Genomic DNA, 25,420 nt, shown 5'->3' with positions numbered 1-25,420 from the left:
CTGACCCACCCGTACGGACGCGGACCGGACGGACGGCGGAAAACCGGTCGCGTCGGCCCGGCCCCGCGTGGCTGAATGAACACCCGGCGACCCCCAGGGGATGCCCGGGTTTCAGCCCCATCGAGCGGACCCCCGCTCATTTGGTTACTCTGTAGCCGGACGGTTACTGCAAGTGGGTCCCACCCGTACCCATGGTTCCGTCCGGGGAGAGGCCGGTCACCACGGCCGATCCCACCAGCGACAACCGGCGCCACCGCGCCCGAACTGGCCTTCCACTCAAGCCCGATCGGGCCTCCGGTGCCCCGCGCGAAGCTGGGCCCGGCCTCGCCGGAGCGGGTTACCCGACACACAAGGAGTGCGCGGTGACACCAGAGAAGACGAATCGCGAGCAACGCCCGAAGGAACGCACGGAGCGGGCCGGCCGCAGGCCGGAGAAGCTCGGCAGCCTCGACGTCTGGGCCCGGTCGGCCCCGATCCGCCTCGCCGGGTACGAGGACGATCTCGCCGAACCGCACATCCTGCCCAGCGTCGACTGAGCCCGGGGGTCCGCAGCCCCGACCGTACGCCCGCACTCCTCCACGGCGAGGAGTGCGGGCACAGGTGTGTCCGGGGGCTTCCGGGGGCTTCCGGGGGTTTCCGTGGATGTCCGAGGGGGCGTTCAGCGCTCCGGCCGGTTCGTAAGTGTCATCGGATCATTTGTCCAACTCCTCTGTCTGCACAGTCCATTGACGGCTCCCGTGCGCGCCCGCATCATCAGACCTCCGATGAATGCAAGCCGAGCCGCCCATCAGGGAGTGCTGTGCATGAGTGCGTACCCAAGACGCCAGGTCCTCGGAGCCGCCGCCGTCGTGGCTGCCGCGACCGCTCTGCCGTGGGGAACGGCGGGCCCGGCCGCCGCCGCGCAGACCGGAGCGGCCGGAGCTGCCGGCGCCGCGGGTGACTGGGGCACCGTCCCCGCCCCGGTCCCGGTCCCGCTGGACGCCCACTTCGACAACGACGGCATCGACACCGCCGACGCCCGCGGCGGCAGCTTCGACGGCAGCGGCTACACCTTCCCCGGCGAGGAGCTGCCCGCCGGACGGCTCGAAGTCGACGGCGTGCCCTATGTGTTCCCGACGTCCTCGGCGGGCGCGAAGAACAACGTTGTCGCGCTCGGCCAGCGCATCGAGCTGCCCAGGGGCCGCTACCTCTCGGCCCTGTTCCTCGCCGCCGGCAGCTACGGCGACGCGTCCGGGCAGGCCACCGTCCACTACGCCGACGGCTCCACGGGCTCCGCGGGCCTGAGCGCCCCCGACTGGTACGCGGGCAGCGGCACCGTCGGCGCCTCGTTCCGCTACAAGCCCGACGGCACCAAGGACGCCCACCGCGTCGGCATCGGCGTCAGCGAGATCGCGCTGGACGCGACCCGCGAGGCCGTCGCCCTCACCCTGCCGAAGCTGGATCCCGCCGAGGCGAACAAGACGGCCCTGCACGTCTTCGCGCTCTCCCTCCAGCCGGCCGCCGAGGGCCGGGCCCTCGCCCTGCGCGACGCCCGCTCCACCTTCTCGCTGCTGGAGGGGACCGGCGCCCAGAGCGTCGAGGCGACCGTGATCAACGCCGGCACCGTTGCCGTCCTCGCCTCCGACGCGCTGACCGTCGGCGTCGACGTGCCCGGCGCCCGCACCGTCGAGCCCGCCCGGGTGAAGTGGCTCGCCCCGGGGGAGCAGGCCAGGGTCCGCGTCGGCATCCGCAACCGGGGCGGCGTCGCACCCGGCACCGTCCAGGACGGAACGGTCGTCGCCACCGGCCGCGGCAGCCGGGCGGCCACCGCGGCGCGGAAGCTGACGCTCGGCGTGCCCGACTACCAGCCGACCGAGGCCTCGCTCTCCGGACACCAGGCGCCCTACTGGTTCCACGCCGCCAAGTTCGGCATCTTCATCCACTGGGGCGTCTACTCCGTGCCCGCCTGGGCGCCCGTCGGCACCCAGTACGCCGAGTGGTACTGGAACCAGATGCAGGACCCGAACAACCCGACGTACGCGCACCACAGGGAGGTCTACGGCGAGGACTTCGCCTACGACGACTTCATCCCGCGCTTCACCGCCGACAAGTTCGACCCGCGCGCGTGGGTGGAGCTCTTCCGGGACGCGGGCGCCCAGTACCACGTGCTCACGTCCAAGCACCACGAGGGCTTCGCGCTGTGGGACACCAAGCTGTCCGACCGCAACTCCGTCAAGATGGGCCCGAAGAAGGACCTCGTCAAGGAGCTCTTCGACGCCTCGAAGAAGTACGCGCCCGAGCTCCACCGCGGCCTGTACTTCTCCATGCCCGAGTGGTTCAACCCGGACAACCCGTGGATGGGGCACGCCCCGCGCAACCCGTACACCCTGGAGTCCGTCCCCTACACCGGCTACACGGCCGGCAAGGACTACGTGAAGGACTTCCAGGCCCAGCAGATGCTGGAGCTGATCCACCAGTACGACCTGCAGCTGATGTGGTGCGACATCGGCGGGGACAACGACTCGCTGCACGTCCTCGCCGAGTACTTCAACCACGGCAAGAACCGGCCCAAGCCCCTGGAAGTCGCCGTCAACAACCGCGCCGGGATCGGCTTCCACGACTTCACGACACCCGAGTACACGACGTACGACAACACGGTCGTCGCCAAGTGGGAGTCCAGCCGGGGCCTCGACCCGTTCTCCTACGGCTACAACGCGCAGACCCCCGACGACCGCTACATGACCACCGAGGAGGTCGTCCACAGCCTCGTCGACATCGTGTCGAAGAACGGCAACTTCCTCCTCGACATCGGGCCGCGCGCCGACGGCACCATCCCCGAGATCATGCAGACCCGGCTGCGCGAGACCGGCCACTGGCTGAAGGTCAACGGAGAGGCGATCTACGACACCACGTACTGGGCGCGGATGGCCCAGCTCGGCGAGGACCTGCGGTTCACCGTCCGCCCGAACAAGGCGTTCTACATCCACTCCCTCGCCGAACCCGGGGCCCGGCTCACGGTCGAGGCGCCGGTGCCGGTGCGCCCCGGCGACAAGGTGACGATGCTCGGGTACCCCCGGCCGCTCGACTGGACCGTCAAGGACGGCGCGTTCGTGATCGACGTGCCCGCCGCCGCCCGCCGGGCCGGCGAGCACGTGTGGGTGTTCAAGGTCGAAGGACAGGGGCGATGAACGTGACGAGGTCCTCCCGGATCGTGGGCGCCGTGCTGGCCCTGCTGCTGGCCGCGGTGCCGGTCTCCGCCGCCCGCGCGGACACCCCGGCGGCCGCGCCCCCGAAGGTCCTGCCCGCACTCACCGACTGGACGGCGCAGAAGGGGAGTTACGCGTTCGACGAGAAGACCCGGCTGGTCGCCGGCGATGCCGCTGCCCGGCGCGTCGCCCGCACCCTCGCCGACGACCTGCGCGCCGCCGGAAAGGGCACGGTGCCGGTCACCGGCGGCCCGTCCCGCCCCGGCGACATCGTCGTCGACGTACGGCCGGACAAGAAGCAACTCGGCGCCGAGGGCTACGAGTTGCGGGCCGGAAGCCGCCTGGAGATCACCGGCGCCGCCGGGACCGGTGCCTTCTACGGCACCCGCACTCTCCTCCAGCTCCTCGCCCAGGGCGACGAGATACCCGCCGGACGCACCGTCGACGTACCCCGGTACGAGGAACGCGGCGTCGGCGTCTGCGCCTGCTACATCCACATCTCCACGGACTGGCTGGAGAACCTGGTGCGCGACATGGCGTACCGCAGGCTCAACCAGCTCCTGCTGGAGATCAAGGTGAAGAGCGACGCCCACCCCGAGGCCAACACCTGGGGGTACTACACCAAGGACGAGATCCGCCGGCTCGTCGCGCTCGGCGAGAAGTACCACGTCACCATCGTCCCGGAGATCAACTCGCCGGGCCACATGGACCCGTGGATCCAGGACCGGCCCGACCTCCAGCTCGTCGACACCGACGGCAAGGCCCAGCCGTCCCGCCTCGACATCACCGAGCCCGAGGCGCTCGCCTACTACAAGAGCCTCATCGACGAGTACGCCGAGGTGTTCCCCGCCCGCTGGTGGCACATGGGCGCCGACGAGTACATGCTCGGCTCCGACTTCGCCAAGTACCCGCACGTCCTGGAGTACGCCCGCGCCAAGTACGGGCCGAACGCGACCCCGCAGGACGCGTTCATCGACTTCGTCAACCAGGTCGAGGCGTACGCGGCGAGCAAGGGCCGGCAGCTGCGCATCTGGAACGACGGACTGACCGGCGCCAACACCGTGCCCGTCACCCCCGGCACGACCGTCGAGCACTGGCTGGACGTGAAGGTGAAGCCGAGCACCCTGATCGCGCAGGGCTACCCCGTGATGAACGCCGCCTACTCCCTCTACCTCGTCCGCGGCGGCTTCCACACCGACACGGAGAAGCTGTACGACCAGCAGTGGGACCCGCGCAGCTTCGAGGGCGAGAAGCTCGCCTCGCGGGACGGCATCACCGGCGCCAAGATCAGCCTCTGGCCGGACAACGGCCGCGGCGAGACCGAGAACGAGGTGGCCGCGGCCGCCCGCCTGCCGCTCGCCCACATCGCCCAGACCACCTGGGGCGCGGCCCACCCCGACGCCGACTACGCCGGGTTCACTGCCCGGGCCGACGCCGTCGGCACCGCCCCCGGGCGCCGGGACCTGACCCGCGTGCCCCTCGCCGACGGCACCTACACGCTCGCCGACCGCGGCCACCGCACCGCCCCGGCCGACGTACGCCTGAGCCGCACCGCCGACGGCTATCTGACCATCGCCTCCGCCGACGGCGCCCGCTGCCTGGAGACCCGCAGCGGCAAGCTCACCCTCAACGTGCCGCTGGAGCCCGGCTCCGCCGCCACCTGGGAGACCTGCGACCCGAAGAACACCCTCCAGCGCTGGCAGCCGACCCGGACCGGCGCGGGATTTCGGATCACCGGCGCCATCACCCGGATGAACCTCGACGTGACCCCCGACGGCCGGCTCGTCCAGAACCCGCCGGACCATGAGACCCCCACGACCTGGACCCTCACCCAGCGCTGAACCGAAGGGACCCCCGCACACATGGCACTCAGCAGACGGCACGCCCTCCTGGCCGGCACGGCCACGGCGGTCGTCGCCACCACCGGCCTGCCCGCCTTCGCGGCGACCCCGGCCGAACCCCACTACCGGATCCCCGTCGATCCGGGCGACACCCCCGACGAACTCGTCGCCAAGGCCGCCAAGGTCCGCCCGACCAAGCGCCAACTCGCCTGGCAGCGGCTGGAGAAGACCGCCTTCCTGCACTTCGGCGTGAACACCTTCACCGGCCTCGAATGGGGCACGGGCGACGAGGACCCGGACGTCTTCCAGCCCACCGGGCTCGACACCGACCAGTGGGCGCGCGCCCTGCGCGACGGCGGATTCAAGCTCGCCATCCTCACCGCCAAGCACCACGACGGCTTCGTCCTCTACCCGTCGCGGTACACCCGGCACAGCGTGGTCAGCAGCAGCTGGCGCGACGGCCGCGGCGACGTGCTGCGCTCGTTCGCCGACTCCATGCGCAAGTACGGCATCAAGGTCGGCGTCTACATCTCGCCCGCCGACGAGAACCAGTACCTCGACGGCGTCTACGCCAACGGCAGCGCCCGCACCACCCACACCGTGCCGACCCTGGTCGACGGCGACGACCGCGCGGGCCGCGACCTGCCCACGTACGATCTCGACGCCACCGACTACGGCGCCCACATGCTCAACCAGCTCTACGAAGTGCTCACCGAGTACGGCCCGGTCGACGAGGTGTGGTTCGACGGGGCGCAGGGCCGCATCCCGCCCGACAAGGTCGAGAAGTACGACTGGGACAGCTGGTACGCCCTGATCCGCGCGCTCGCCCCGGACGCCTCGATCGCCGTGTCCGGGCCCGACGTGCGCTGGGTCGGCAACGAGGGCGGCATGGCGCGCGAGAACGAGTGGAGCGTCATCCCCGTCAAGGACACCGGCAACGGCAAGTACGACTACGCGCTGCCCTACGACGCGCCGGACAACGGCAGCCGTGAGGCGCTGGTCGAGGCGCAGCCGACCGCCGCCGCGCTCCAGTGGTGGCCCGCCGAGTGCGATGTGTCGATCCGGCCGGGCTGGTTCTACCACGCAGACCAACAGCCCAAGTCCGTCGAGCAGTTGACCGACATCTGGTTCCGGTCGGTGGGGCGCGGAGCCGTCCTGCTCCTGAACGTCCCGCCGGACCGGGACGGGCTGCTGCCCGCCGCCGACGTCGCCCGCCTCAAGGAGTTCCGCGAGCGCACCGACCGGGAGCTGCCCAGGGACCTGGCGCGCGGTGCCCGCGTCACCGACGACGGCGCGGGCAGCCGCACCGTCGACCTCGGCAGGCCCCTCGCCGTCGACCGGATCCGGCTCGCCGAGGACATCCGGCTCGGTCAGCAGGTGGAGCAGTTCGTGGTCGAGGCCGAGGTGGACGGAGCCTGGCGGACCGTCGCCGCACTCGGCACGATCGGCGCGGCCCGCATCCTGCCGCTGGCGGCACCGGTCACCGCGCGCCGCTGGCGGCTGCGGGTCACCGGATCCCGGTCGGCCGTCCACATCAAGGAGTTCGGCCTCTACAAGTCGCAGGTGTGAGCAGGCGGGCGGGGGCCCGGCCCCCGCCCGTCACGTGCGAGGATCGGCGGACACCTGAGCGCCGGAGAGCCCGCACGAGGAGAAGACCCATGACCGCGCACGACGTTTCCGCGACAGCGGACGGGACCGGTCCCGCCGCTCCCGCATGCTGCGCCGCGCCCCGCGGCGCCACCGTGCCGGCACCCGTTCCGCAACCGGTCGCCGCGCGTCGCGCGCCCTCCGGCCGCGGCATGGTGAAGCTGCCCGGCGGCACGTTCCGGATGGGCAACGAGGACGAGCGGGCCAACCCGGGCGACGGCGAGGGACCCGTGCGCGAGGTCACGGTCGCCGCGTTCCGCATCGACGAACACGCCGTCACCAACGCCCGGTTCGCGGCCTTCGTCAAGGAGACCGGACACGTCACCGCCGCCGAGCGGTTCGGCTGGTCGTACGTCTTCGCGGGCTTCCTCACCCCGCAGCAGGTCCGGGCGGCCCGGGCGCCGGCCGGCACCCCGTGGTGGCGCGGCGTCGAAGGGGCCACCTGGCGCGCCCCCGAGGGGCCGGGGTCCGGCGTCGGCGACCGGGCCCGGCACCCCGTCGTCCACGTCTCCTGGGACGACGCGCAGGCGTACGCGCAGTGGGCGGGCAAGCGGCTGCCCACCGAGGCCGAGTGGGAGTACGCGGCCCGCGGCGGCCTCGACCAGGCCCGCTACCCGTGGGGCGACGAACTGACCCCGCGCGGCCACTGGCGCTGCAACATCTGGCAGGGCGACTTCCCGAGGGTCGACACCGGCGCGGACGGCCACACCGGCACGGCCCCCGTCGACGCCTACCGGCCCAACGCGTACGGCCTCCACAACGTCGTCGGCAACGTGTGGGAGTGGGTCGCCGACCGGTTCACCGCGACGCACGACGCGTCCCCAGCGGTGGACCCGCGCGGCCCCGGCGAGGGCGCGAACCGGGTGATGCGCGGCGGCTCCTACCTGTGCCACGACTCGTACTGCAACCGCTACCGGGTCGCCGCCCGCACCTCCAACACCCCGGACTCCAGCAGCGGGAACTGCGGGTTCCGGTGCGCGGCCGATGCCTGACGAGGTGTGGGGCACGCTCCCCGCACGGGTGCGCGAGGAGACCGACCGGCAGGTCCTGCGCGACGCCCTCATGCCCGCCGTCCTCGTCCTGGTCCGGCACGGCGTGCCCCTGTACGACGCGCAGCTCGCCGTGCACGCGCGCTACGAGCGGCTCGGCGACCGGGTGACCCGGCGGCCCGAACCGCCCCTGGACATCGAGACGTTGGCGGTCCGGGCGGCCGAGGCGTCCGGGCAGGTCATGGAGATCGCCGCCGCATGGGACGGCGACACCGTCCACGACTGGTTCGTGGACCTGGTCGCCGTCACCCGGGACCCGCCGGGCCGCGCCCCGCTGACCACGATCACCTGGTCCGCCGCCGAACGACGGCTCGGCGGGGACCGCGGCCGGCGTCATCCGGCGGCGGTCCTCGCCGAGCGGCTCGGTGGTGAACTCGCCGCCAGGATCGGGGTGCCGTTCCGCTTCGACAGCCCGGACGACCCGGGCGGCGACCTGCCGGCGGTTCAGCCGCCGAAGACGCGCTGACCGCCCACGAACGTCTGCTCCACGCTCGTCGTGCCGATCTCCTCGGCCGGGCCCGCGAACGGGTCCCGGTCGAGGACGACCAGGTCCGCGAGGTGCCCCGGGGCGATCGTGCCGGTCTCGTCGTCGAGGTGGTTCACGTACGCGCTGCCCGCCGTGTACGCGCTGAGCGCGTCCGCCAGGCCGATGCGCTGCTCGGGCAGGAACACCGGGGTGCCGTCGGGCGCGTCGTCGAGCACCCGGTTCACCGCGACGTGGATGCCCTGGATCGGGTCGGGGCTGCTCACCGGCCAGTCGCTGCCCGCGGCCAGCGTCGCCCCCGACCGCAGCAGCGCCCCGAACGGGTACTGCCACGACGCCCGCTCCGCGCCGAGGAACGGAATCGTCAGGTCGTCCATCTGCGGCTCGTGCGCCGCCCACAGCGGCTGCATGTTCGCACTCGCGCCGAGCTCCCTGAACCGGCCGATGTCGTCCGGGTGCACGACCTGGAGGTGCGCCAGGTGCGGGCGGGTGTCGCGCCGGCCGTTGGCCCGCCGCGCCGCCTCCACCGCGTCCAGCGCCTCCCGCACGGCCCGGTCGCCGAGCGCGTGGAAGTGCACCTGGAAGTCCTGCGCGTCGAGCTCGGTGACGTACTTCTTCAGCGCCTCCGGCGGCACGAAGCTGATGCCGCTGTTGTCCGAGGCGCAGCCGCACCCGTCGAGGTACGGGCCGAGCAGCGCCGCCGTACCGTTCTCGGCGACACCGTCCTGCATGATCTTCACCGACGTGGAGCGGAGCCGCCCGAGGGTGCCCGCCGCGCGCCGGGCCACCAGTTCCTCGATCTGCTCGGTGCCGCGCGCCCGGTCCCACCACAGGGCACCGACCACGCGCGCGGTGAGCCGGCCGTCGGCGGCGCAGGCCAGGTACGCGTCGGTCGGGTCGGTGAGGTTGGCGTGCTCGCCGAGCAGCGCGTCCTGCCACGCCGTGATGCCCAGCGAGTGCAGGAGCGCCTGGGCCCGGAGCAGACCGGCGATCCGCTCCTCCCTGGTGACCTGCGGCAGCAGCCGGCCCACCAGGTTCGCCGCGCCCTCCTGGAGCATGCCCGTCGGGACGCCGTCCGCGTCGCGCTCGATGCGGCCGTCCGCCGGGTCGGGCGTACGGGCGTCGATCCCGGCACGTTCCAGCGCACGGGAGTTGACCCACGCCCCGTGGTGGTCGCGGTTGACCAGGTACACCGGCCGGTCGGGGACCAGGGCGTCCAGTTCGGCGGCCGTCGGCAGGCCACCGGGGAACGCCTCCATCGCCCAGCCGCCGCCGGTGATCCACTCGTCGTCGGCGTGCTCCCGCGCGTACGCGGCGATCCGCTCCCGGTACGCGGCGAACGTCGTCTCCCCGCTCAGATCGCACTGGCCGAGCTCCAGGCCGCCGCCGACCGGATGCGCGTGCGCGTCCTGGAACCCCGGTACCAGCAGCTTCCCCGCGAGATCGACGACCTCGGTGCGCGGGCCGATCAGCTCGCGCACCTCGTCGTGGCCGACGGCGACGATCCGCTCGCCGCGGACGGCCACCGAGGTGGCCCGGGACCGGGCGGGGGAGTTGGTGTGGACCGGGCCGCCGGTCAGGACGAGGTCGGCGTGTGCGGTGTCGGGCATGTGCGGCAACTCCTTGTGCTGTGACGGGTGTTACGGAACGTCGATGGCGGTCAGCGCGGCGGCGTCGGCGTCCGTGCCGCGCCCGGTGACGAAATAGGGGGAGCGGCGCCGGTACTTGGCGACGGCCGCCATCACGACGCCGGACACGACGATCGCGGCGGGCACGGACAGCATGAACCAGCCGTTGTCCGGGCTGAGTTCGAACCGGTCGCTCATCGTGGCGTAGTCGCGGGCGAGGTACGCGCCGATGCCGAGCAGCGCGAGCCCGCTCAGGCCCGGCGCGACGACCGCGCGCAGCGCCTGGCGGGGCGCGGTGCGCAGCATCCCGCGGAACCGGACGGCGCAGGCCAGCGCCGTGAGCCCGTAGTAGAGCGCGACGACGAGACCGATGGAGTTCACCGCCGCGAGGATCATCTCGTTCAGCTTCGGGATGGCCAGGGCGAGCAGGGCGAGGCCCGCCGAGATCGCCGTGACGAGGACCGTGCCGGCGGCCGGCGAGCCGTAGCGCGGGCTGACCTTCGTCCACACGGGGCCCATCGTGCGGTCCCGGCCCATGGCGAGCAGCCCGCGCGCCGTCGGAATGACACTGGACTGCAGCGAGGCCACCGCGGAGAACAGCAGCGCGAGCAGGGGCAGGGTCGCCCACGGCTCGTCGGCGAGCTTCGCCCCGAGGTGGGTGAGGGCCTGCGGGCCCTGCTCGACCAGCTCGGGCAGGGACATCTCGCGCTGGAAGGCCAGGGACCCGTACAGGAACAGCGCGAGCATCGTGAACAGGGCGATGAACCCGCCGCGCCCCGCGTCCCGGACGTCGCCGGTCTCCTCCGTGACGCTGAACGCGGCGTCCCAGCCCCAGAAGAAGAACACCGCGAGCACCAGGCCCTGCGCGAAGCCGGTGCCGTCGTGGATGTCCAGCGGGTTCAGCCACGACCAGGAGAAGCCGTGCGAGCCGGTGACCAGGGCCCAGCCGCAGAACCCGAGCAGCACCGCGTACTCGAAGACGAGCAGCCAGGTCTGCAGCCGGGTCGCCTTGCGGATGCCGGTGACGGCCGTGACCGTGACGGCGGCGAGCACCACCAGACCGACGACGGTGGACAGGGCCGTCGAGTTGGGGTCGAGCCGCAGCCCGCCGACGGTCTCCAGGTGCGCCTTGACGGCGAACTGCAGGAACACCGAGCCGGTCACCGCGGTCGTGTAGGCCATGAAGATCAGGGTGCCGACCAGCGTCACCCACCCGGTCAGGAACCCGAGCCAGGGGCCGAGCGACCGGCCCACCCAGACATAACCGCTGCCCATGTTTTGCTCGTCGCGGTTGAGCCGTGCGTACGCGGTCGCGATGCCCAGGATCGGCACGAACGCGACGAGCAGGATCGCCGGGGCCTGCAGGCCCACCGTCGCGGCCAGCGACCCCATCCCGATGCCGATGCTGGTGGTGGCCGCGGTGCTGGACGCGGCGACGGCGATGCCGTCCACGACGCCGAGGGAACGGCTCAGACCTGGGGGTTCGCTTCTCATGGACAGACTCCTGGGACCGGAGAACGAGGGACGACAGACGGTGCGGGGGGAGGAGGCTGCGATCAAACCGGCCTTGTCAACGTTGCGTCAATGGTGTTGACATAAGGAGGAGCGGAGTCGCCGACGGGAAGGGGATGGGATGGCCGAGGGGCGGATCCCGGCGGAACGCCGGCGGCGCAAGCCGACCAAGACTGGGGTGCTGCTGTCCGAGGAGACGATCGTGGAGTGCGCGCTGCGGCTCGTCGGGCAGCACGGGCCCGACGCCCTGAGCGTGCGCCGGCTCGGGGCGGCGCTCGGCTGCGACCCGAGCGCCCTGTACCGGTACTTCCACAACACGGACGACCTGCTGCTCGCCGTCGCGGACCGGATCATCGGCGAGTCCATGGCCGGCTTCGAGCCGGACCGGATGCCGTGGCGGGACGGGCTGCGGGAGATGGCGCTGCGCATCCACCGCGGCTACCGGGAGCATCCCCGGGTCGCGGCGCTCGCGGCGTACCGGGTGACGCGCCGGGCCAACGAGTTCCGGTCGGTGGAGGCCGGGATCGGACTGCTGCGGCGGGCCGGGTTCGGCGACGAGGACGCCGTGCGGCACTACTCGGCGTTCGTGGACACCGTCCTCGGGCACGCGGCGCTCGACGCCGCGCACCTGGCGCTGCCGCCGGAGCGCCGGGCCGCGGACGACCGGGCGTGGGAGGGGGAGTACGCGCGGCTCTCCCCGCAGGAGCATCCCCAACTCGCCGCGGTACGGCGGCACTTGCCGCTGATGGCGGGCAGCTCCTTCGCGGCGGCCCTCGATCTGCTGCTGTCGGCGCTGGAAGCGGCGGCGCCCCCGCCGGGTGCGGCGGGGGCGGGGACAGGGCGCTGAGACCCAGCTGAGACTCAGAGGTGGTCGCCGAAGAAGCCGACGAGCCTCGCGACGGCCGGGCCGACCGCCTCCGGCCGGTCGTAGAGATCGACGTGGGTCGCGCCCTCGACGGTGAACAGTTCGGCGGTGGGACCGGCCTGCGCCACCGCTCCCTGACTGAACGGCAGCGTCACCGCCTCGGATCCGGCGATCATCAGCAGGGGGCGCGGGGCGATCTTGTGGACGTCGGCGTACGCGTCGAACTGGTCGAGCTGGTCGGCGCTGCGCAGCGCGTACGCCCCGATCGAGCGCGGGTGCCGGGCGCGCGGCGTGCGGTAGTAGTCGTAGAACTCGGCCACCGCCGCCGGGGTGGACGCGTCGACCGTGTCCGGCAGCACCGGCACCATCCGGACCGGACCGCCCGCGGCCTCCTCGCTGCGCGCCTGCCCGGCCTGCGCGACCAGTTCCTGGAAGTCCGCCGGGTCGGCGCCCCGGAAGAAGCCCGGCACGTCCGCGGCGCTGACCGTCGCCACGGCCTTCATCCGGTGGTCGGTCTGCGCCGCGTACGGGGCGTAGCCGCCCGAGCCGCAGATGCCGAGGACGCCGATCCGGCCGGGATCGACCTCGGCGCGGGTCGTCAGGTACGACACCGCGTGACGGAAGTCGTCGGCACGCTGGAAGGGATCCTCCAGACCGCGCGGCAGGCCCTCGCTCTCGCCCTGGTACGCCGCGTCGAAGGTCAGCGCGACCAGTCCCGCGTCGGCGAGGCGCCGCGCGTACAGATCGGCGGTCTGCTCCTTCACTCCCGTCGTCGGGTGCCCGACCACGACCGCGGGCCGGCGCTCGCCCGCCACGAGGTCGCCGGGGGTCCAGAGGTGTCCGGCGAGGGTCTTGCCGTTGCTGGGGAAGGTGACGTCCGCCTGCATTCTCGTTCGCCTCTATTCGTGCATGAGCAATTCATGCCTGGGGGAAATTCTCCGTGTGCCGGTGAACGGCACGACATCGACACTCACATGCGGCCCCTGCGCCCACAATGGGCCCTTTCCGGCCCGGGACAGCGGTGTCCTGGGACAGAACTGTCCCCCTCACGCGGGCCGCACTCCCTGGCACACTGCAGACATGAGCGGCGATGCGCACCCGGGCGAACTCGGAGAATTCCTGAAGGCCCGCAGGGCGGAACTCAGCCCCCGTACGGTCGGGCTGCCCGACTCCGGCGTCAAGCGGCGGGTCAAGGGGCTGCGGCGGGAGGAAGTGGCGCTGCTCGCCTCGATCAGCACCGACTACTACACCCGCCTCGAACAGGGGCGCAGGCAGGCCTCGGCCCCGGTGCTCGACACCCTCGCGCGGGTGCTGCACCTCGACGACGAGGAGCGGGCGTACCTCTTCGAGATCGCGGGCCGGACCGTCGCCGGACGGAGCGGGCGCCGGCCGGCCCAGCAGGTGCCGCCGCAGCTACGGCGGCTGCTCGACGAACTCCCCACGACCCCGGCCATGGTGCTGGGACGCCGTATGGACGTGCTGGCCTGGAATCCGATGGCGGCGGCCCTCCTCGTCGATTTCTCACGCATTCCGGAGCGCTACCGCAATTACCCGTGGCTGGTGTTCCGCGACCCGGTGATGAAATCGATTCACGTCGAATGGGAGCAGACCGCGCGGGCCTGTGTGGCGATGCTGCGCAGGGAAGCGGGCCGTCATCCGCAGGACCAGCGCATGGCGCAGCTCGTCGGTGAGCTGTCGATGCTGGACGACGACTTCCGGCGCTGGTGGGGCGATCACCGGGTCGCCTCCCACCGCGGCGGCAGCAAAGTGCTGCGCCACCCCGTCGCCGGTGACCTCACGCTCGACTGGGAAGCCCTCGCGTGCACGGACGACCCCGACATGAAGCTCGTCGTGTGGACCGCGGAGCCGGGCTCGCCGTCCCACGACGGCCTGCGCATCCTGGCGTCCTGGCAGCAGCCCGCGGCCCTCTAGGCCCGGGGCGGCGGGCCCCCTTCGGGCCGGCTCAGTCCAGCTGGGACCGCAGCCACTCCTCCACCTCGCCGACGTGCGCCGCGGCGGCGGCCCGCGCCGCCTCCGGGTCGTGGGCGACCAGCGCCCGGTGGATCCTGGCGTGCTCGCGCCGGGTCCGCTCGAACGCCCCCTCCTCCTGGTAGCCCCGCCAGACCCGCGCCCGGAACGTCCGCGACGACAGGCCCTCCAGGATCGCCGCCATCGTCTCGTTGCCCGCCGCGGAGACGATCGCGCGGTGGAACGCCAGATCGTGGGAGAGGATCTCCTCCGGGTCGTCGGTGGCCTCCATCGCGGCCAGGTGCTCCTCGACCTCGGCGAGCTGCGGCCGGGTGATGCGCGCGGCGGCCAGCGCCGTGGCGGTCGACTCCAGGATCCGGCGGACCTCCAGGAGTTCGACCAGGCGCGGGCCGCGCGACAGGTCCGCGACCACCCCGAACGTCTCCAGCAGGTCCCCGGCCTCCAACTGCGTGACGTAGATGCCCGAACCGTGCCGGGCCTCCAGGACGCCGAGCACGGTCAGGGCCCGGATCGCCTCCCGCATCGACGACCGGGAGATGCCCAGCTGCGCCGCCAGGTCCCGTTCCGTGGGCAGCCGTTCGCCGGGCTCCAGGCTGCCGCCGCCGATCATCGCCTTGATCTGCTCGATCGCCCGTTCCGTGACGGTGCCCTTCTGGGGGGCGGTCTGCTCCACGATGACGTCCTCCTACGGCCGGATGCGCCGCAGTCTAATCACGAAGGTGGTCCGACCACTACGGAGGTGGTCGGACCTATCTGAGGTCTCGGAGGCGTAAAACCCGAGAGAACTTGGGTACGAAGGGTGTCGTCGAGGCGAAGTGGTCTGATAAATATCTCGGCGCGGCCGGTTCGGGACGGGCAGGACCCGGTCGCACTCCATGACTTCCGGAGCCGAGGAGCGGTCCGATGACTGGCACCACGAAGGGCACGAAGCGTTCGAAGGCCGCGAGGGCGTCGAGAGGACGGACGGTGCGTGCGGCGGCCCTCCTGGGGTGCGCCGCCCTCGTCCTCAGCGCGTGCGGCAGCACCAAGGACGACGCGGCCGGCGCGAGCGGCGGGGGAGGCGGCGACGGCAAGGGCAAGGTCGGCGTCATCCTGCCCCTGCTGACCTCGCCGTTCTGGCAGTCGTACAACGACTACGTGCCGAAGATGGCGAAGTCCGAGGGCGTCGACGCGCTGAAGACGGTCAACTCCAACAGCGACCCCTCGCAGCAGATCACCGACATCAACAACCAGCTCAACCAGGGCGTCAAGGGCCTCGTCGTCGCCCCGCTGGACAGCGCCGCCATCGCCGCCGGCCTCGACCAGGCCGAGCGCAAGGGCGTCCCGGTCGTCGCCGTGGACGTCGCGCCCGAGAAGGGCAAGGTCGCCATGGTCGTGCGCGCCAACAACGTCGCGTACGGCGAGAAGGCCTGCGACTACCTCGGCAGCCAGGTCAAGACCGGCAAGGTCGTGCAGATCATGGGCGACCTGGCCTCCGTCAACGGCCGGGACCGCTCCAAGGCGTTCCGCGACTGCGTGAAGACGAAGTACCCGAAGCTGAAGGTCCTGGAGATCCCCGCCAAGTGGGAGTCGGACACCGCCGCCTCCAAGCTGGACACCCTGCTCAACGCCAACCCCGACATCAAGGGCATCTACATGCAGGCGGGCGGCGTCTACCTCGCGCCGACCCTGCAGACCCTCAAGTCCAAGGGCATGCTCAAGAAAGCGGGCAGCGCGGGCCACATCGCGATCGTCTCCAACGACGGCATCCCGCAGGAGTTCGACGCCATCCGCAAGGGCCAGATCGACGCCACCGTCTCGCAGCCCGCCGACTCGTACGCCAAGTACGGCATGTACTACATCAAGGCCGCGATGCAGGGGAAGACGTTCAAGCCCGGGCCGACCGACCACGACTCCACGATCGTCAAGCTGCCCAGCGGCATCCTGGAGGACCAGCTGCCCGCGCCGCTGGTCACCAAGGACAACGTCGACGACCCCGAGCTGTGGGGAAACACGGTCAAATGACGGCACCCAGCACCCCGTCGGCCCCCCTGGTGGAGGCCACGGGCATCGCCAAACGGTACGGGCCCACGGTGGCCCTCGCCGACGGCCGGCTGACCGTGCGCGCGGGCGAGTCCCACGCGCTGGTCGGCCGCAACGGCGCGGGCAAGTCCACCCTCGTCACCGTCCTGACGGGCCTTCAGGCACCGGACGCGGGCTCGCTGTTGTTCGACGGCGAGCCCGCGCCCCCGCTCGGTGACCGCGAGGCGTGGCGCGCCAAGGTGGCCTGCGTCTACCAGAAGCCCACCGTCGTACCGGAGCTGACGGTCGCGGAGAACCTCTTCATCAACCGTCAGCCCGACTCCCGGCGCGGCTTCTTCAGCTGGAAGAAGCTGCGCACGGAGGCCGAACAGCTGCTGCACACCTGGGACATCCACGTCGACCCCGACGCGCGCACCGCCGACCTCAAGGTCGAGGACCGCCAAATGGTCGAGATCGCCCGGGCGTTGAGCGGCGGCGCCCGGTTCATCGTCCTCGACGAGCCGACGGCCCAGCTCGACAACAAGGAGATCGAGCGGCTCTTCGCCCGGATGCGGGCGCTGCAGGACTCCGGTGTCACCTTCCTGTTCATCTCGCACCACCTCCAGGAGGTGTACGAGGTCTGCCAGACGGTCACCGTGCTGCGCGACGCCCGCTGGATCACCACGGCCCCCGTCGCCGAACTGCCGCGCGCCGCCCTGGTGGAGGCGATGGCCGGCGAGGCGATCGCCGAGCAGGCGGCGGCCGCCGCGGAAGCGGTGAGGGAACAGGACGGGGTCGACGCCCCGGTCGTCCTGTCCGTCGAGCACCTGACCTCGGACAGCTACGCCGACGTGTCGCTCACCGTGCGGCGCGGCGAGGTCGTCGGCCTGGCCGGCTCCAGCGGCAGCGGCAAGATCAACCTCGCCGAGTCACTGGCCGGACTGCACACGCCCACCTCGGGCACGGCCCGCCTCGACGGCCGCGAACTCCCCTTCGGCGACGTGTCGGCGGCGCTGCGGGCCGGAGTGGGCTGCGTGCCCCGGGACCGCCACGACCAGGGCCTGGTCACCGGCATGAGCATCGGCGACAACGCGACGATGACCGTGCTCGACCGCCTGGGCCGCTACGGCTTCGTCGGCACCGACCGCAAGCGGGCCTTCGCCCGCGACCTGATCGACCGCCTCGACATCCACACCGAGGGCCCCGAGCAACCCGTCTCGGACCTCTCCGGCGGCAACGCGCAGAAGGTGGTCATGGCCCGCGCCCTGGCCTCCGACCCGCACCTGCTGGTCCTCATCAACCCGACCGCCGGCGTCGACGTGAAGTCCAAGGAGTCCCTGCTGCGCCGCGTCGACAACGCCCGCGACGACGGCACCGCGGTCCTCGTCGTCTCCGACGAACTGGACGACCTGCGCCGCTGCGACCGCGTCCTGGTCCTCTTCCACGGACGGGTCGTGGCGCAGCACGCGGCCGGCTGGACCGACCACGACCTCATCGCGTCGATCGAGGGGGTGGGCGATGACCACCACTGACGCGCCCCTCAGGGGCGCGGGGAACGGCGCGAGCCACCACAGCGCACCCGCACCCGCCCGACGACACCAGACCCCCACGGCGATCAGGCGCCAAGGAGCCCACCATGGCTGACATCAAGGCCCCGTCGGCCTCGACCCCGACCACCGGCCCCCGCCCCACCGCGGCGACCGCCTCCGCCAAGAACGTGATGCTGCGCCGCGCCCGCGAACTCGCGCTCGTACCGGCCCTGTTGCTGCTCATGATCCTCGGCGCGATCGTCAACGACAGCTTCCTCACCGAGCGCAACCTCATCTCGATCCTCGGCGCCTCCGCCGCCCTGGCGATGGTCGTCCTGGCCGAGTCCCTCGTCCTGATCACCGGCAAGTTCGACCTGTCGCTCGAATCGGTCGTGGGCATCGCCCCGGCTTTCGGCGCCCTGCTCGTCCTCCCGGTGGCCCAGTCCGGCTTCGGCACCGAGTTCCCTTCCGCGCTCGCCCTGCTGGCGGTCCTCGTCGCGGGCGCGGTCATCGGCGCGTTCAACGGCGTCCTCGTCGTGAAGCTGAAGCTGAACGCCTTCATCGTGACGCTCGCCATGCTGATCGTGCTGCGCGGCCTGCTCGTCGGCGCGACCAAGGGCAAGACCCTCTTCGGCATGCCGGACGCCTTCTTCTCCCTCGCGACGACCACGTTCCTGCGCATCCCCATGTCGGTGTGGCTCGCCGCCGTCTGCTTCGGCGTCGCCGGCGTGATCCTCAAGTACCACCGGGTGGGCCGCGCCCTGTACGCGATCGGCGGCAACGCCGACGCCGCCCGCGCCGCCGGCATCCGCGTCGAGCGGGTCATGCTCGGCGTGTTCGTCGTCGCCGGTGTCCTCGCCTCGGTCGGCGGCATCATGCAGACCGGCTATGTCGGCGCCATCAGCGCCAACCAGGGCAACAACATGATCTTCACGGTGTTCGCCGCGGCGGTCATCGGCGGCATCAGCCTCGACGGCGGCAAGGGCACCATGTTCGGCGCTCTCACCGGTGTCCTGCTGCTCGGCGTCGTCCAGAACCTGCTCACCCTCGCCCAGGTGCCGTCCTTCTGGATCCAGGCCATCTACGGCGGAATCATCCTGCTCGCCCTGATGATCGCCCGCGTCACCACCGGCCGCGCCCAGGACTGACGCCACCACCGCGGCCGCGCAGGCGGCCCCCTGCCCGAAAGGCATCCCGTGACCCCGACCCCCTCTCGTTCACGCGTCACCGCGGTCGACACCTACGACATCCGGTTCCCGACCTCCCGGGAACTGGACGGCTCCGACGCCATGAACCCGGACCCCGACTACTCCGCCGCGTACGTCGTGCTGCGCACCGACGACCCCGACGGACACGAGGGGCACGGCTTCACGTTCACCATCGGCCGCGGCAACGACGTGCAGGTCGCCGCGATCCGCGCGCTGCGCCACCACGTCGTCGGCCGCCCCGTCGACGAGCTCTGCGCCGACCCGGGCAGCCTCAACCGCGACCTGGTCGGCGACAGTCAGCTGCGGTGGCTCGGGCCCGAGAAGGGCGTGATGCACATGGCGATCGGCGCCGTCGTCAACGCGGTCTGGGACCTCGCCGCCAAGCGCGCGGCCAAGCCGCTGTGGCGGCTGCTCGCCGAGGCCGAACCCGAGTGGCTGGTGTCGCAGATCGACTTCCGGTACATCGCCGACGCGCTCACCCCCGAACAGGCCCTGGAGATCCTGGAGTCGGGCCGCCGCGGCGCCACCGGACGCACCGCCCGCCTCCTGGAGCGCGGTTACCCCGGCTACACCACCTCGCCCGGCTGGCTCGGCTACTCCGACGAGAAGCTCACCCGCCTCGCCCGGCAGGCCGTCGCCGACGGCTTCACCCAGATCAAGCTGAAGGTCGGCGCCGACCTCGACGACGACATCCGCCGCTGCCGCACCGCCCGCGAGGTCATCGGCCCCGACATCCGGATGGCCATCGACGCCAACCAGCGCTGGAACGTCGACGAGGCGATCCGCTGGACCCGCGCGCTCGCCGACTTCGACCCGTACTGGGTGGAGGAGCCGACCAGCCCCGACGACGTCCTCGGGCACGCCGCGATCCGCAAGGACGTCGCCCCCGTGAAGGTCGCCACCGGCGAACACGTCCAGAACCGCATCGTCTTCAAGCAGCTCCTCCAGGCCGGCGCCATCGACGTCCTGCAGATCGACGCCGCCCGGGTCGGCGGCGTCAACGAGAACCTCGCGATCCTGCTGCTCGCCGCCAGGTTCGGCGTCCCCGTCTGCCCGCACGCGGGCGGCGTCGGCCTGTGCGAACTCGTCCAGCACCTGTCGATGTTCGACTACGTCGCCGTGACCGGCACGACCGACGACCGCGTCATCGAGTACGTCGACCACCTGCACGACCACTTCCTCGACCCGGTCGTCATCCGCGAGGGTCATTACACGGCCCCGGCCGCACCCGGCTTCTCCGCCGAGATGCGGCCCGAGTCGATCGCCGAATTCACTTACCCCGACGGCGAGTTCTGGACCAAGGACCTTGCTGACCGCGCCACCGCAGAACCGCACACGAACGGAGCCGCAGCATGACCGACCTCGCTGACTTCACCGGGCTCAAGGCCCTCGTCACCGGCGGCGCCTCCGGCCTCGGCCGGGCCACCGCCGACCTGCTCGCGGCGCGCGGCGCCGAGGTCGCCGTCCTCGACCTCGACGTCTCCACCGTGGAGAAGCCGCTGCGCGGATACACCGCCGACGTCACCGACGACGCCACCGTACGGACCGCCGTGGCCGCGGCCGTCGCGGACCTCGGCGGACTCGACGTCCTCGTCAACAACGCGGGCATCGGCGCCCAGGGCACCGTCGCCGACAACGACGACGCCGAATGGCACCGCGTCCTCGACGTCAACGTCGTCGGCATGGTGCGCGTCGCCCGTGCCGCGCTGCCCGCCCTGCGCGAGTCCGGCCGGGCCGCCATCGTCAACACCTGCTCCATAGCCGCCACCGCGGGCCTCCCGCAGCGCGCCCTGTACTCCGCGTCCAAGGGCGCCGTGTACTCGCTCACCCTCGCCATGGCCGCCGACCACATACGCGAGGGCATCCGCGTCAACTGCGTCAACCCCGGCACCGCGGACACCCCGTGGGTCGGCCGGCTCCTCGACCGGGCCGACGACCCGGCCGCCGAACGCGCCGCACTCGAAGCCCGCCAGCCCACCGGCCGGCTGGTCTCCGCCGACGAGGTCGCGGGCGCCGTCGCCTACCTGGCGAGCCCGCTGTCCGGCGCCACCACCGGCACCGCGCTCGCCGTCGACGGCGGCATGCAGGGCCTGCGACTGCGCCCCGAAGGGCAGTGAGCGCCGTGCGGACCCGGAAACTGGGCCGCAGCGGCGTCCCGGTCACCGAACTCGGCTTCGGCGCCGCCGGCATCGGCAACCTGTTCACCCCGGTCCGCGACGACGAGGCGTACGCCGCCGTCGACGCGGCCTGGGACGCGGGCATGCGCTACTTCGACACCGCACCGCACTACGGCATCGGCCTGTCCGAGCGGCGCGTCGGCGAGTACCTGCGCAGTCGGCCCAGCACCTCCTACACGCTGTCCACCAAGGTCGGCAGGCTCCTCGAACCGCACGACGGCAAGGGCGAGGACCGGGCCGGTGGCTTCGCGGTCCCGGCCGCGTACCGGCGCGTGTGGGACTTCAGCGCGGCCGGGGTGCGCCGCTCCATCGAGGACAGCCTCGGCCGCCTCGGCCTCGACCGGATCGACGTGGTCTACCTGCACGACCCCGACGACCACGCCGAGCAGGCCTTCGGCGAGGCCTACCCGGAGCTGGAACGGCTGCGCGGGGAGGGCCTCGTGTCGGCCATCGGCGCGGGCATGAACCAGGCCGGGATGCTGACCCGGTTCGTCCGCGACACCGACATCGACGTGGTGCTGTGCGCCGGCCGCTACAGCCTGCTCGACCAGGGAGCGCTGACCCGGCTGCTGCCCGCGGCCGCCGAACGCGGCGTCTCCGTCGTCATCGGCGGCGTCTTCAACTCGGGGCTGCTCGCCGACCCGAAGCAGGGCGCCACGTTCGACTACACCCTCGCGTCGCACGAAGTCCTCACCCGCGCCCTGAAGCTGAAGGCGCTCGCCGAGCGGCACGGCACCACGCTGCGGGCCGCCGCCCTCGCCTTCCCCTTCGGACACGCGGCCGTCACCAGCGTCCTCGTCGGCACCCGCTCCGCGGCCGAAGTCGCCGACACGGTCCAGCAGTTCGAGACGCCGGTGCCCGCCGAGTTCTGGCAGGAGGCACGCGACCTGAACCTGCTGGCCGCTGACGTCCCCACCCCCGAACGGGAGAACCACGCGTGAGAGTCGCCCTGCACACCACGGTCCGCGCCGACCGCGTCGAGGAGTACGAGGCCGCCCACCGGGAGGTCCCCGCCGAACTCGTCGCCGCCATCCGGGCCGCCGGGGCCAGCCGCTGGACGATCTGGCGCAGCGGCACGGACCTGTTCCACGTCCTGGAGTGCGAGGACTACGCCCGGCTGCTCGCCGAACTCGACGCGCTGCCGGTGAACACCGCCTGGCAGACCCGGATGGCCGGACTCCTGGACGTCGTCCACGACTACTCCGCCGAGGGCGCCGACGCGGGCCTGCCCGTGGTCTGGGAGCTGCCGTGACGGGGATCGTCGACGCCCACCACCACGTCTGGGACCTCTCCGTCCGCGACCAGGATTGGATCACCGGACCCGAACTCGCCCCGATCCGCCGCGACTTCACCCTCGACGACCTCGCCCCCGAGGCCCGGGCCGCGGGCGTCACGGCGACCGTCCTCGTGCAGACGGTCACCGTCGCCGAGGAGACCCCCGAGTTCCTCGCGCTCGCGGGGCGCAGCAACCTCGTGGCGGGCGTCGTCGGCTGGACCGACCTGACGGCACCCGGCGTGGCCGACGAGCTGGACCGGCTGCGCGCACTCCCGGGCGGGGAGCACCTGGTGGGCATCCGCCACCAGGTCCAGGGGGAGGCCGACCCGGAGTGGCTGCTCCGCCCGGACGTGCGCCGCGGCCTCGCCGCCGTCGCCCGGCAGGATCTCGTGTACGACCTCGTCGTCCTGCCCCACCAGCTGCCCGCCTGCGTGCAGGCCGCCCGGAACCACCCCGAACTCACCTTCGTCCTGGACCACTTGGGCAAGCCGCCGATCGCGTCGGGCGCGCTCGAACCCTGGCGCACCGACGTACGGGCCCTGGCCGCCCTCCCCAACACCGCCTGCAAACTCTCGGGCCTGGTCACGGAGGCCGACTGGAAGCGGTGGACCGTCGACGACCTGCGGCCCTACGCGGACACGGTCCTGGCCGCCTTCGGACCCGAACGCGTCCTGTTCGGCTCGGACTGGCCCGTGTGCACCCTCGCCGCCTCGTACGAGCAGGTCCTCGACAGCGCCCGCGCGTTGGTGGGCGGGGCGGACGAGGACGTCTTCGCCGGCACGGCACGCCGCGTCTACCTCAGCCGGGTCGGCGGCAGGAACTCGCGCACGTAGGTCCGCTCCCACCACGCGCCCGTCGCCCGCAGCTCCCGCCACGTCGTGTACCGGTAGCGGTACACGCGCGCCCGGACGTGCACGGGCGGCGCGTCCGGGAACGGGCAGTGCCGCAGCAGCCGCAGCGTGTCCCGGTCGCCCTCCAGGAGCCGCTCGATGAACGGCTCGAACCAGGAGCGGGCGTACGCGGGCGACAGGGCGGCGAACCACATCATCCAGTCGAGCCGCAGGTGGTACGGAGCGAACTGGCGCGGCAGGCGGCGCGGGTCACCGGGCTTGCCCCTGAACTCGTAGGCCCGCCAGTCCGAATCCCGGTGCGGCACCTCGTCCGCCGTGCCCTCGATCACGATCTCCTGCCGGACCCGGCCGACGGTGCCGAACGCCCCGTACGTGTTGACCAGGTGCAGGGAGTCGTAGGACCGGTTCATCGACTGGCGCCGGGAGAACAGATTGCGGACGGGCCGGTAGCTGAGGACGGCCACCGCGACCGTGAGGACCAGGACCAGGACCTCGTACCAGAGCGGGGGAGCGGACGGCTCCGGTGCCGGGTGCGGGGCGCCGAGGCCGAGGACGGACGCGGCCAGCACGACCGTCAGCCAGTTCAGCCACGCGAAGTTCCCCGACAGGACCAGCCACAGCTGGGTGACGATCATCAGCGCGGCCGCCGCCGTCGCGACCGGCTGCGGGGCGAACAGCAGGAACGGGACGACGAGTTGGGTCACGTGGTTGGCCGCGGCCTCCACCCGGTGCAGCGGGCGCGGCAGGTGGTGGAAGAACCAGCTGAGCGGGCCCGGCATCGGCTGCGTCTCGTGATGGAAGTACAGACACGTCAGCTTCCGCCAGCAGGCGTCGCCCCGCATCTTGATCAGACCCGCGCCGAACTCCAGCCGGAACAGCACCCAGCGCAGCAGGAACAGCACCAGGACCGGCGGCGCCACCTCGTCGTTGCCGAGGAACACGGCGAGGAAGCCGACCTCCAGGAGAAGCGACTCCCAGCCGAAGCCGTACCAGGTCTGGCCGACGTTCACGATCGACAGGTACAGCGCCCACGGCACCAGCCACAGCAGCATCGCGCCCCACAGCGGCAGCAGCCCGTCCGCCCCCGCCAGCAGCGCCGCCGCGACCGCCGCACCGGTCCACGCGCAGCCCGCGAAGAACCGGTCCGAGTAGTGCGCGCGGAACACGGTGGGCGCCCGCCGCCACGGCACCCGCGCCAGGAACCGCGGCACCGGCAGCATCCCGCGCTCCCCGATCAGCGCCCGGAACTGGAGCGCGGCGCCCAGGAACGCGACCAGGTACAGCGCCGCGAGACCGCGCTGGAACACCAGGCGGCCGAGCCACTGACCGGAAGCACCGAACCAGTCCACACCCTCAGTGTGGGCCCCGCTCCGCGACAAGGTCACGACTTGCGACCCCCGGAAGGACGTTCCGGACAATAGGTGCACAGTGTCGCTACGCAGGTGGGAGAGCACGTGCACGCACGGACCAGGACCAGAACGTACGTCACGGCCCTCGGGATATCCGCGGCGCTGCTGCTCGCCGGATGCTCGGGCGACGGGGGCGGGAGCGCCGCCGACGGCAAGGGCGAGCTGTTCCTGCAGCCGGTCGCCGCGCAGGGCCCCGACCCGTTCACCGACTCCACCGCCACCTCCGACGCGAGCCCCGCGCCCGTCACCCGAACGCCGCAACCGTCGCCGACCGGTACGCCCACCGCCCAGGGCGTCCGTGAGATCTCCGGCGCGACCCCCGGCCTCTACGGCGGCACCCACGCCGTCGGCAGCTGCGACGTCGAGCAGCAGATCCGCTTCCTCACCGCCGACCGCGCCAAGGCCGGCGCGTTCGCCGAGGCGTCCGGCACCTCCCGCGCCGACATCCCCGCCTACCTGCGCGGACTGACCTCCGTCGTGCTGCGCGGCGACACCCGCGTCACCAACCACGGCTATCGCGACGGCCACGCCACCACGTTCCAGTCCGTGCTCCAGGCCGGCACCGCGGTCCTCGTCGACGAGCGCGGCATGCCCCGCGTGCGGTGCGCCTGCGGCAACCCGCTCAAGCCGCCCGTCGCGCTCCGCGGCACCCCGAACCACCAGGGCCAGGCGTGGAGCGGCTACCGGCCCACCCAGGTCGTCGTGGTGACCCCGGCCCCGAAGATCATCCAGAACATCACCATCATCAACATCGTCAACAACACCTGGA

General features: G+C 72.2%; 22 protein-coding genes. 17 read left to right on the top strand and 5 right to left on the bottom strand.

The window, feature by feature from the left end:
• Nucleotides 1-362: 362 nt before the first annotated feature.
• The 6 genes from M4J07_RS34010 (at nucleotide 363) to M4J07_RS33985 (ending at nucleotide 8,188) form a co-directional block, all read left to right on the top strand.
• Complete coding sequence (locus tag M4J07_RS34010) at nucleotides 363-536, top strand: hypothetical protein (RefSeq protein ID WP_255978286.1); 174 nt, start codon at nucleotides 363-365, stop codon at nucleotides 534-536.
• Nucleotides 537-803: 267 nt separating this feature from the next.
• Nucleotides 804-3,167, top strand: coding sequence for an alpha-L-fucosidase (locus M4J07_RS34005; RefSeq protein ID WP_255978284.1), 2,364 nt, complete (start codon nucleotides 804-806; stop codon nucleotides 3,165-3,167).
• Nucleotides 3,164-5,026, top strand: a complete 1,863-nt coding sequence (locus M4J07_RS34000; protein WP_255978282.1) for a beta-N-acetylhexosaminidase — start codon at nucleotides 3,164-3,166, stop codon at nucleotides 5,024-5,026. Before M4J07_RS34005 ends, M4J07_RS34000 begins: the two co-directional genes overlap by 4 nt.
• 21 nt (nucleotides 5,027-5,047) lie before the next feature.
• Complete coding sequence (locus M4J07_RS33995) at nucleotides 5,048-6,595, top strand: alpha-L-fucosidase (RefSeq protein WP_255978279.1); 1,548 nt, start codon at nucleotides 5,048-5,050, stop codon at nucleotides 6,593-6,595.
• Nucleotides 6,596-6,684: 89 nt separating this feature from the next.
• Nucleotides 6,685-7,665, top strand: a complete 981-nt coding sequence (locus tag M4J07_RS33990; protein WP_255978277.1) for a formylglycine-generating enzyme family protein — start codon at nucleotides 6,685-6,687, stop codon at nucleotides 7,663-7,665.
• Nucleotides 7,658-8,188: a hypothetical protein gene (locus M4J07_RS33985; RefSeq protein WP_255978275.1), complete on the top strand. Its 531-nt coding sequence runs from the start codon at nucleotides 7,658-7,660 to the stop codon at nucleotides 8,186-8,188. The genes M4J07_RS33990 and M4J07_RS33985 overlap by 8 nt, the downstream gene beginning before the upstream one ends.
• On the opposite strand, the gene M4J07_RS33980 is transcribed toward M4J07_RS33985, so the two are convergent.
• Together M4J07_RS33980 and M4J07_RS33975 are read right to left on the bottom strand one after the other, a co-directional pair.
• The gene (locus M4J07_RS33980; RefSeq protein ID WP_255978273.1) at nucleotides 8,167-9,816 is read right to left on the bottom strand and encodes an amidohydrolase; all 1,650 of its coding nucleotides are present in this window, start codon (nucleotides 9,814-9,816) and stop codon (nucleotides 8,167-8,169) included. The two genes, M4J07_RS33985 and M4J07_RS33980, sit on opposite strands and share 22 nt — an antisense overlap.
• 30 nt (nucleotides 9,817-9,846) lie before the next feature.
• The gene (locus M4J07_RS33975; RefSeq protein ID WP_255978271.1) at nucleotides 9,847-11,328 is read right to left on the bottom strand and encodes an APC family permease; all 1,482 of its coding nucleotides are present in this window, start codon (nucleotides 11,326-11,328) and stop codon (nucleotides 9,847-9,849) included.
• A 139-nt stretch (nucleotides 11,329-11,467) separates the two neighbouring features.
• On the opposite strand from M4J07_RS33975, the gene M4J07_RS33970 reads away from it, so the two are divergent.
• Nucleotides 11,468-12,193 carry a TetR/AcrR family transcriptional regulator gene (locus M4J07_RS33970; RefSeq protein ID WP_255978269.1) on the top strand — a complete coding sequence of 242 codons (726 nt, stop codon included), beginning with the start codon at nucleotides 11,468-11,470 and terminating at the stop codon, nucleotides 12,191-12,193.
• 14 nt (nucleotides 12,194-12,207) lie between these two features.
• On the opposite strand, the gene M4J07_RS33965 is transcribed toward M4J07_RS33970, so the two are convergent.
• Nucleotides 12,208-13,098, bottom strand: a complete 891-nt coding sequence (locus M4J07_RS33965) for an alpha/beta hydrolase (RefSeq protein WP_255978267.1) — start codon at nucleotides 13,096-13,098, stop codon at nucleotides 12,208-12,210.
• 193 nt (nucleotides 13,099-13,291) lie between these two features.
• Between M4J07_RS33965 and M4J07_RS33960 the strand changes: the two genes are divergently transcribed.
• The gene (locus M4J07_RS33960; RefSeq protein WP_255978265.1) at nucleotides 13,292-14,143 is read left to right on the top strand and encodes a helix-turn-helix domain-containing protein; all 852 of its coding nucleotides are present in this window, start codon (nucleotides 13,292-13,294) and stop codon (nucleotides 14,141-14,143) included.
• A 31-nt stretch (nucleotides 14,144-14,174) separates the two neighbouring features.
• Here M4J07_RS33960 and M4J07_RS33955 read toward each other — a convergent pair whose 3' ends face one another.
• Nucleotides 14,175-14,873, bottom strand: coding sequence for a FadR/GntR family transcriptional regulator (locus tag M4J07_RS33955; RefSeq protein ID WP_255978262.1), 699 nt, complete (start codon nucleotides 14,871-14,873; stop codon nucleotides 14,175-14,177).
• Nucleotides 14,874-15,103: 230 nt separating this feature from the next.
• Here M4J07_RS33955 and M4J07_RS33950 point away from each other — a divergent pair, with 230 nt between their 5' ends.
• The 8 genes from M4J07_RS33950 to M4J07_RS33915 all read left to right on the top strand — a co-directional run bounded on the left by M4J07_RS33950 (nucleotide 15,104) and on the right by M4J07_RS33915 (nucleotide 23,224).
• The gene (locus M4J07_RS33950; protein WP_255978260.1) at nucleotides 15,104-16,204 is read left to right on the top strand and encodes a sugar ABC transporter substrate-binding protein; all 1,101 of its coding nucleotides are present in this window, start codon (nucleotides 15,104-15,106) and stop codon (nucleotides 16,202-16,204) included.
• A complete protein-coding gene (locus M4J07_RS33945) occupies nucleotides 16,201-17,733 on the top strand; it encodes a sugar ABC transporter ATP-binding protein (RefSeq protein WP_255978257.1) in 1,533 nt (510 codons plus the stop codon). The genes M4J07_RS33950 and M4J07_RS33945 overlap by 4 nt, the downstream gene beginning before the upstream one ends.
• Before the next feature lie 104 nt (nucleotides 17,734-17,837).
• Nucleotides 17,838-18,878, top strand: a complete 1,041-nt coding sequence (locus M4J07_RS33940) for an ABC transporter permease (protein WP_255978255.1) — start codon at nucleotides 17,838-17,840, stop codon at nucleotides 18,876-18,878.
• A 48-nt stretch (nucleotides 18,879-18,926) separates the two neighbouring features.
• On the top strand, nucleotides 18,927-20,294 hold the full coding sequence (locus tag M4J07_RS33935) for an L-fuconate dehydratase (RefSeq protein ID WP_255978253.1): 1,368 nt from the start codon (nucleotides 18,927-18,929) through the stop codon (nucleotides 20,292-20,294).
• Nucleotides 20,291-21,055, top strand: a complete 765-nt coding sequence (locus M4J07_RS33930) for an SDR family NAD(P)-dependent oxidoreductase (RefSeq protein ID WP_255978251.1) — start codon at nucleotides 20,291-20,293, stop codon at nucleotides 21,053-21,055. Before M4J07_RS33935 ends, M4J07_RS33930 begins: the two co-directional genes overlap by 4 nt.
• 5 nt (nucleotides 21,056-21,060) lie before the next feature.
• Nucleotides 21,061-22,056: an aldo/keto reductase gene (locus tag M4J07_RS33925; protein WP_255978249.1), complete on the top strand. Its 996-nt coding sequence runs from the start codon at nucleotides 21,061-21,063 to the stop codon at nucleotides 22,054-22,056.
• On the top strand, nucleotides 22,053-22,367 hold the full coding sequence (locus M4J07_RS33920; RefSeq protein ID WP_255978246.1) for an L-rhamnose mutarotase: 315 nt from the start codon (nucleotides 22,053-22,055) through the stop codon (nucleotides 22,365-22,367). The genes M4J07_RS33925 and M4J07_RS33920 overlap by 4 nt, the downstream gene beginning before the upstream one ends.
• Complete coding sequence (locus M4J07_RS33915) at nucleotides 22,364-23,224, top strand: amidohydrolase family protein (RefSeq protein WP_255978244.1); 861 nt, start codon at nucleotides 22,364-22,366, stop codon at nucleotides 23,222-23,224. Before M4J07_RS33920 ends, M4J07_RS33915 begins: the two co-directional genes overlap by 4 nt.
• Here M4J07_RS33915 and M4J07_RS33910 read toward each other — a convergent pair.
• Complete coding sequence (locus M4J07_RS33910) at nucleotides 23,185-24,591, bottom strand: lipase maturation factor family protein (RefSeq protein ID WP_255978242.1); 1,407 nt, start codon at nucleotides 24,589-24,591, stop codon at nucleotides 23,185-23,187. The two genes, M4J07_RS33915 and M4J07_RS33910, sit on opposite strands and share 40 nt — an antisense overlap.
• Nucleotides 24,592-24,696: 105 nt before the next feature.
• Here M4J07_RS33910 and M4J07_RS33905 point away from each other — a divergent pair.
• Nucleotides 24,697-25,420 (top strand): DUF6777 domain-containing protein (locus M4J07_RS33905; protein WP_308284798.1); only part of this gene is annotated, 724 nt, incomplete at its 3' end.

The organism is Streptomyces longispororuber (assembly GCF_024448165.1).
Classification (GTDB): domain Bacteria; phylum Actinomycetota; class Actinomycetes; order Streptomycetales; family Streptomycetaceae; genus Streptomyces; species Streptomyces longispororuber_A.
This window is presented reverse-complemented; position numbering and strand designations above follow the sequence as displayed.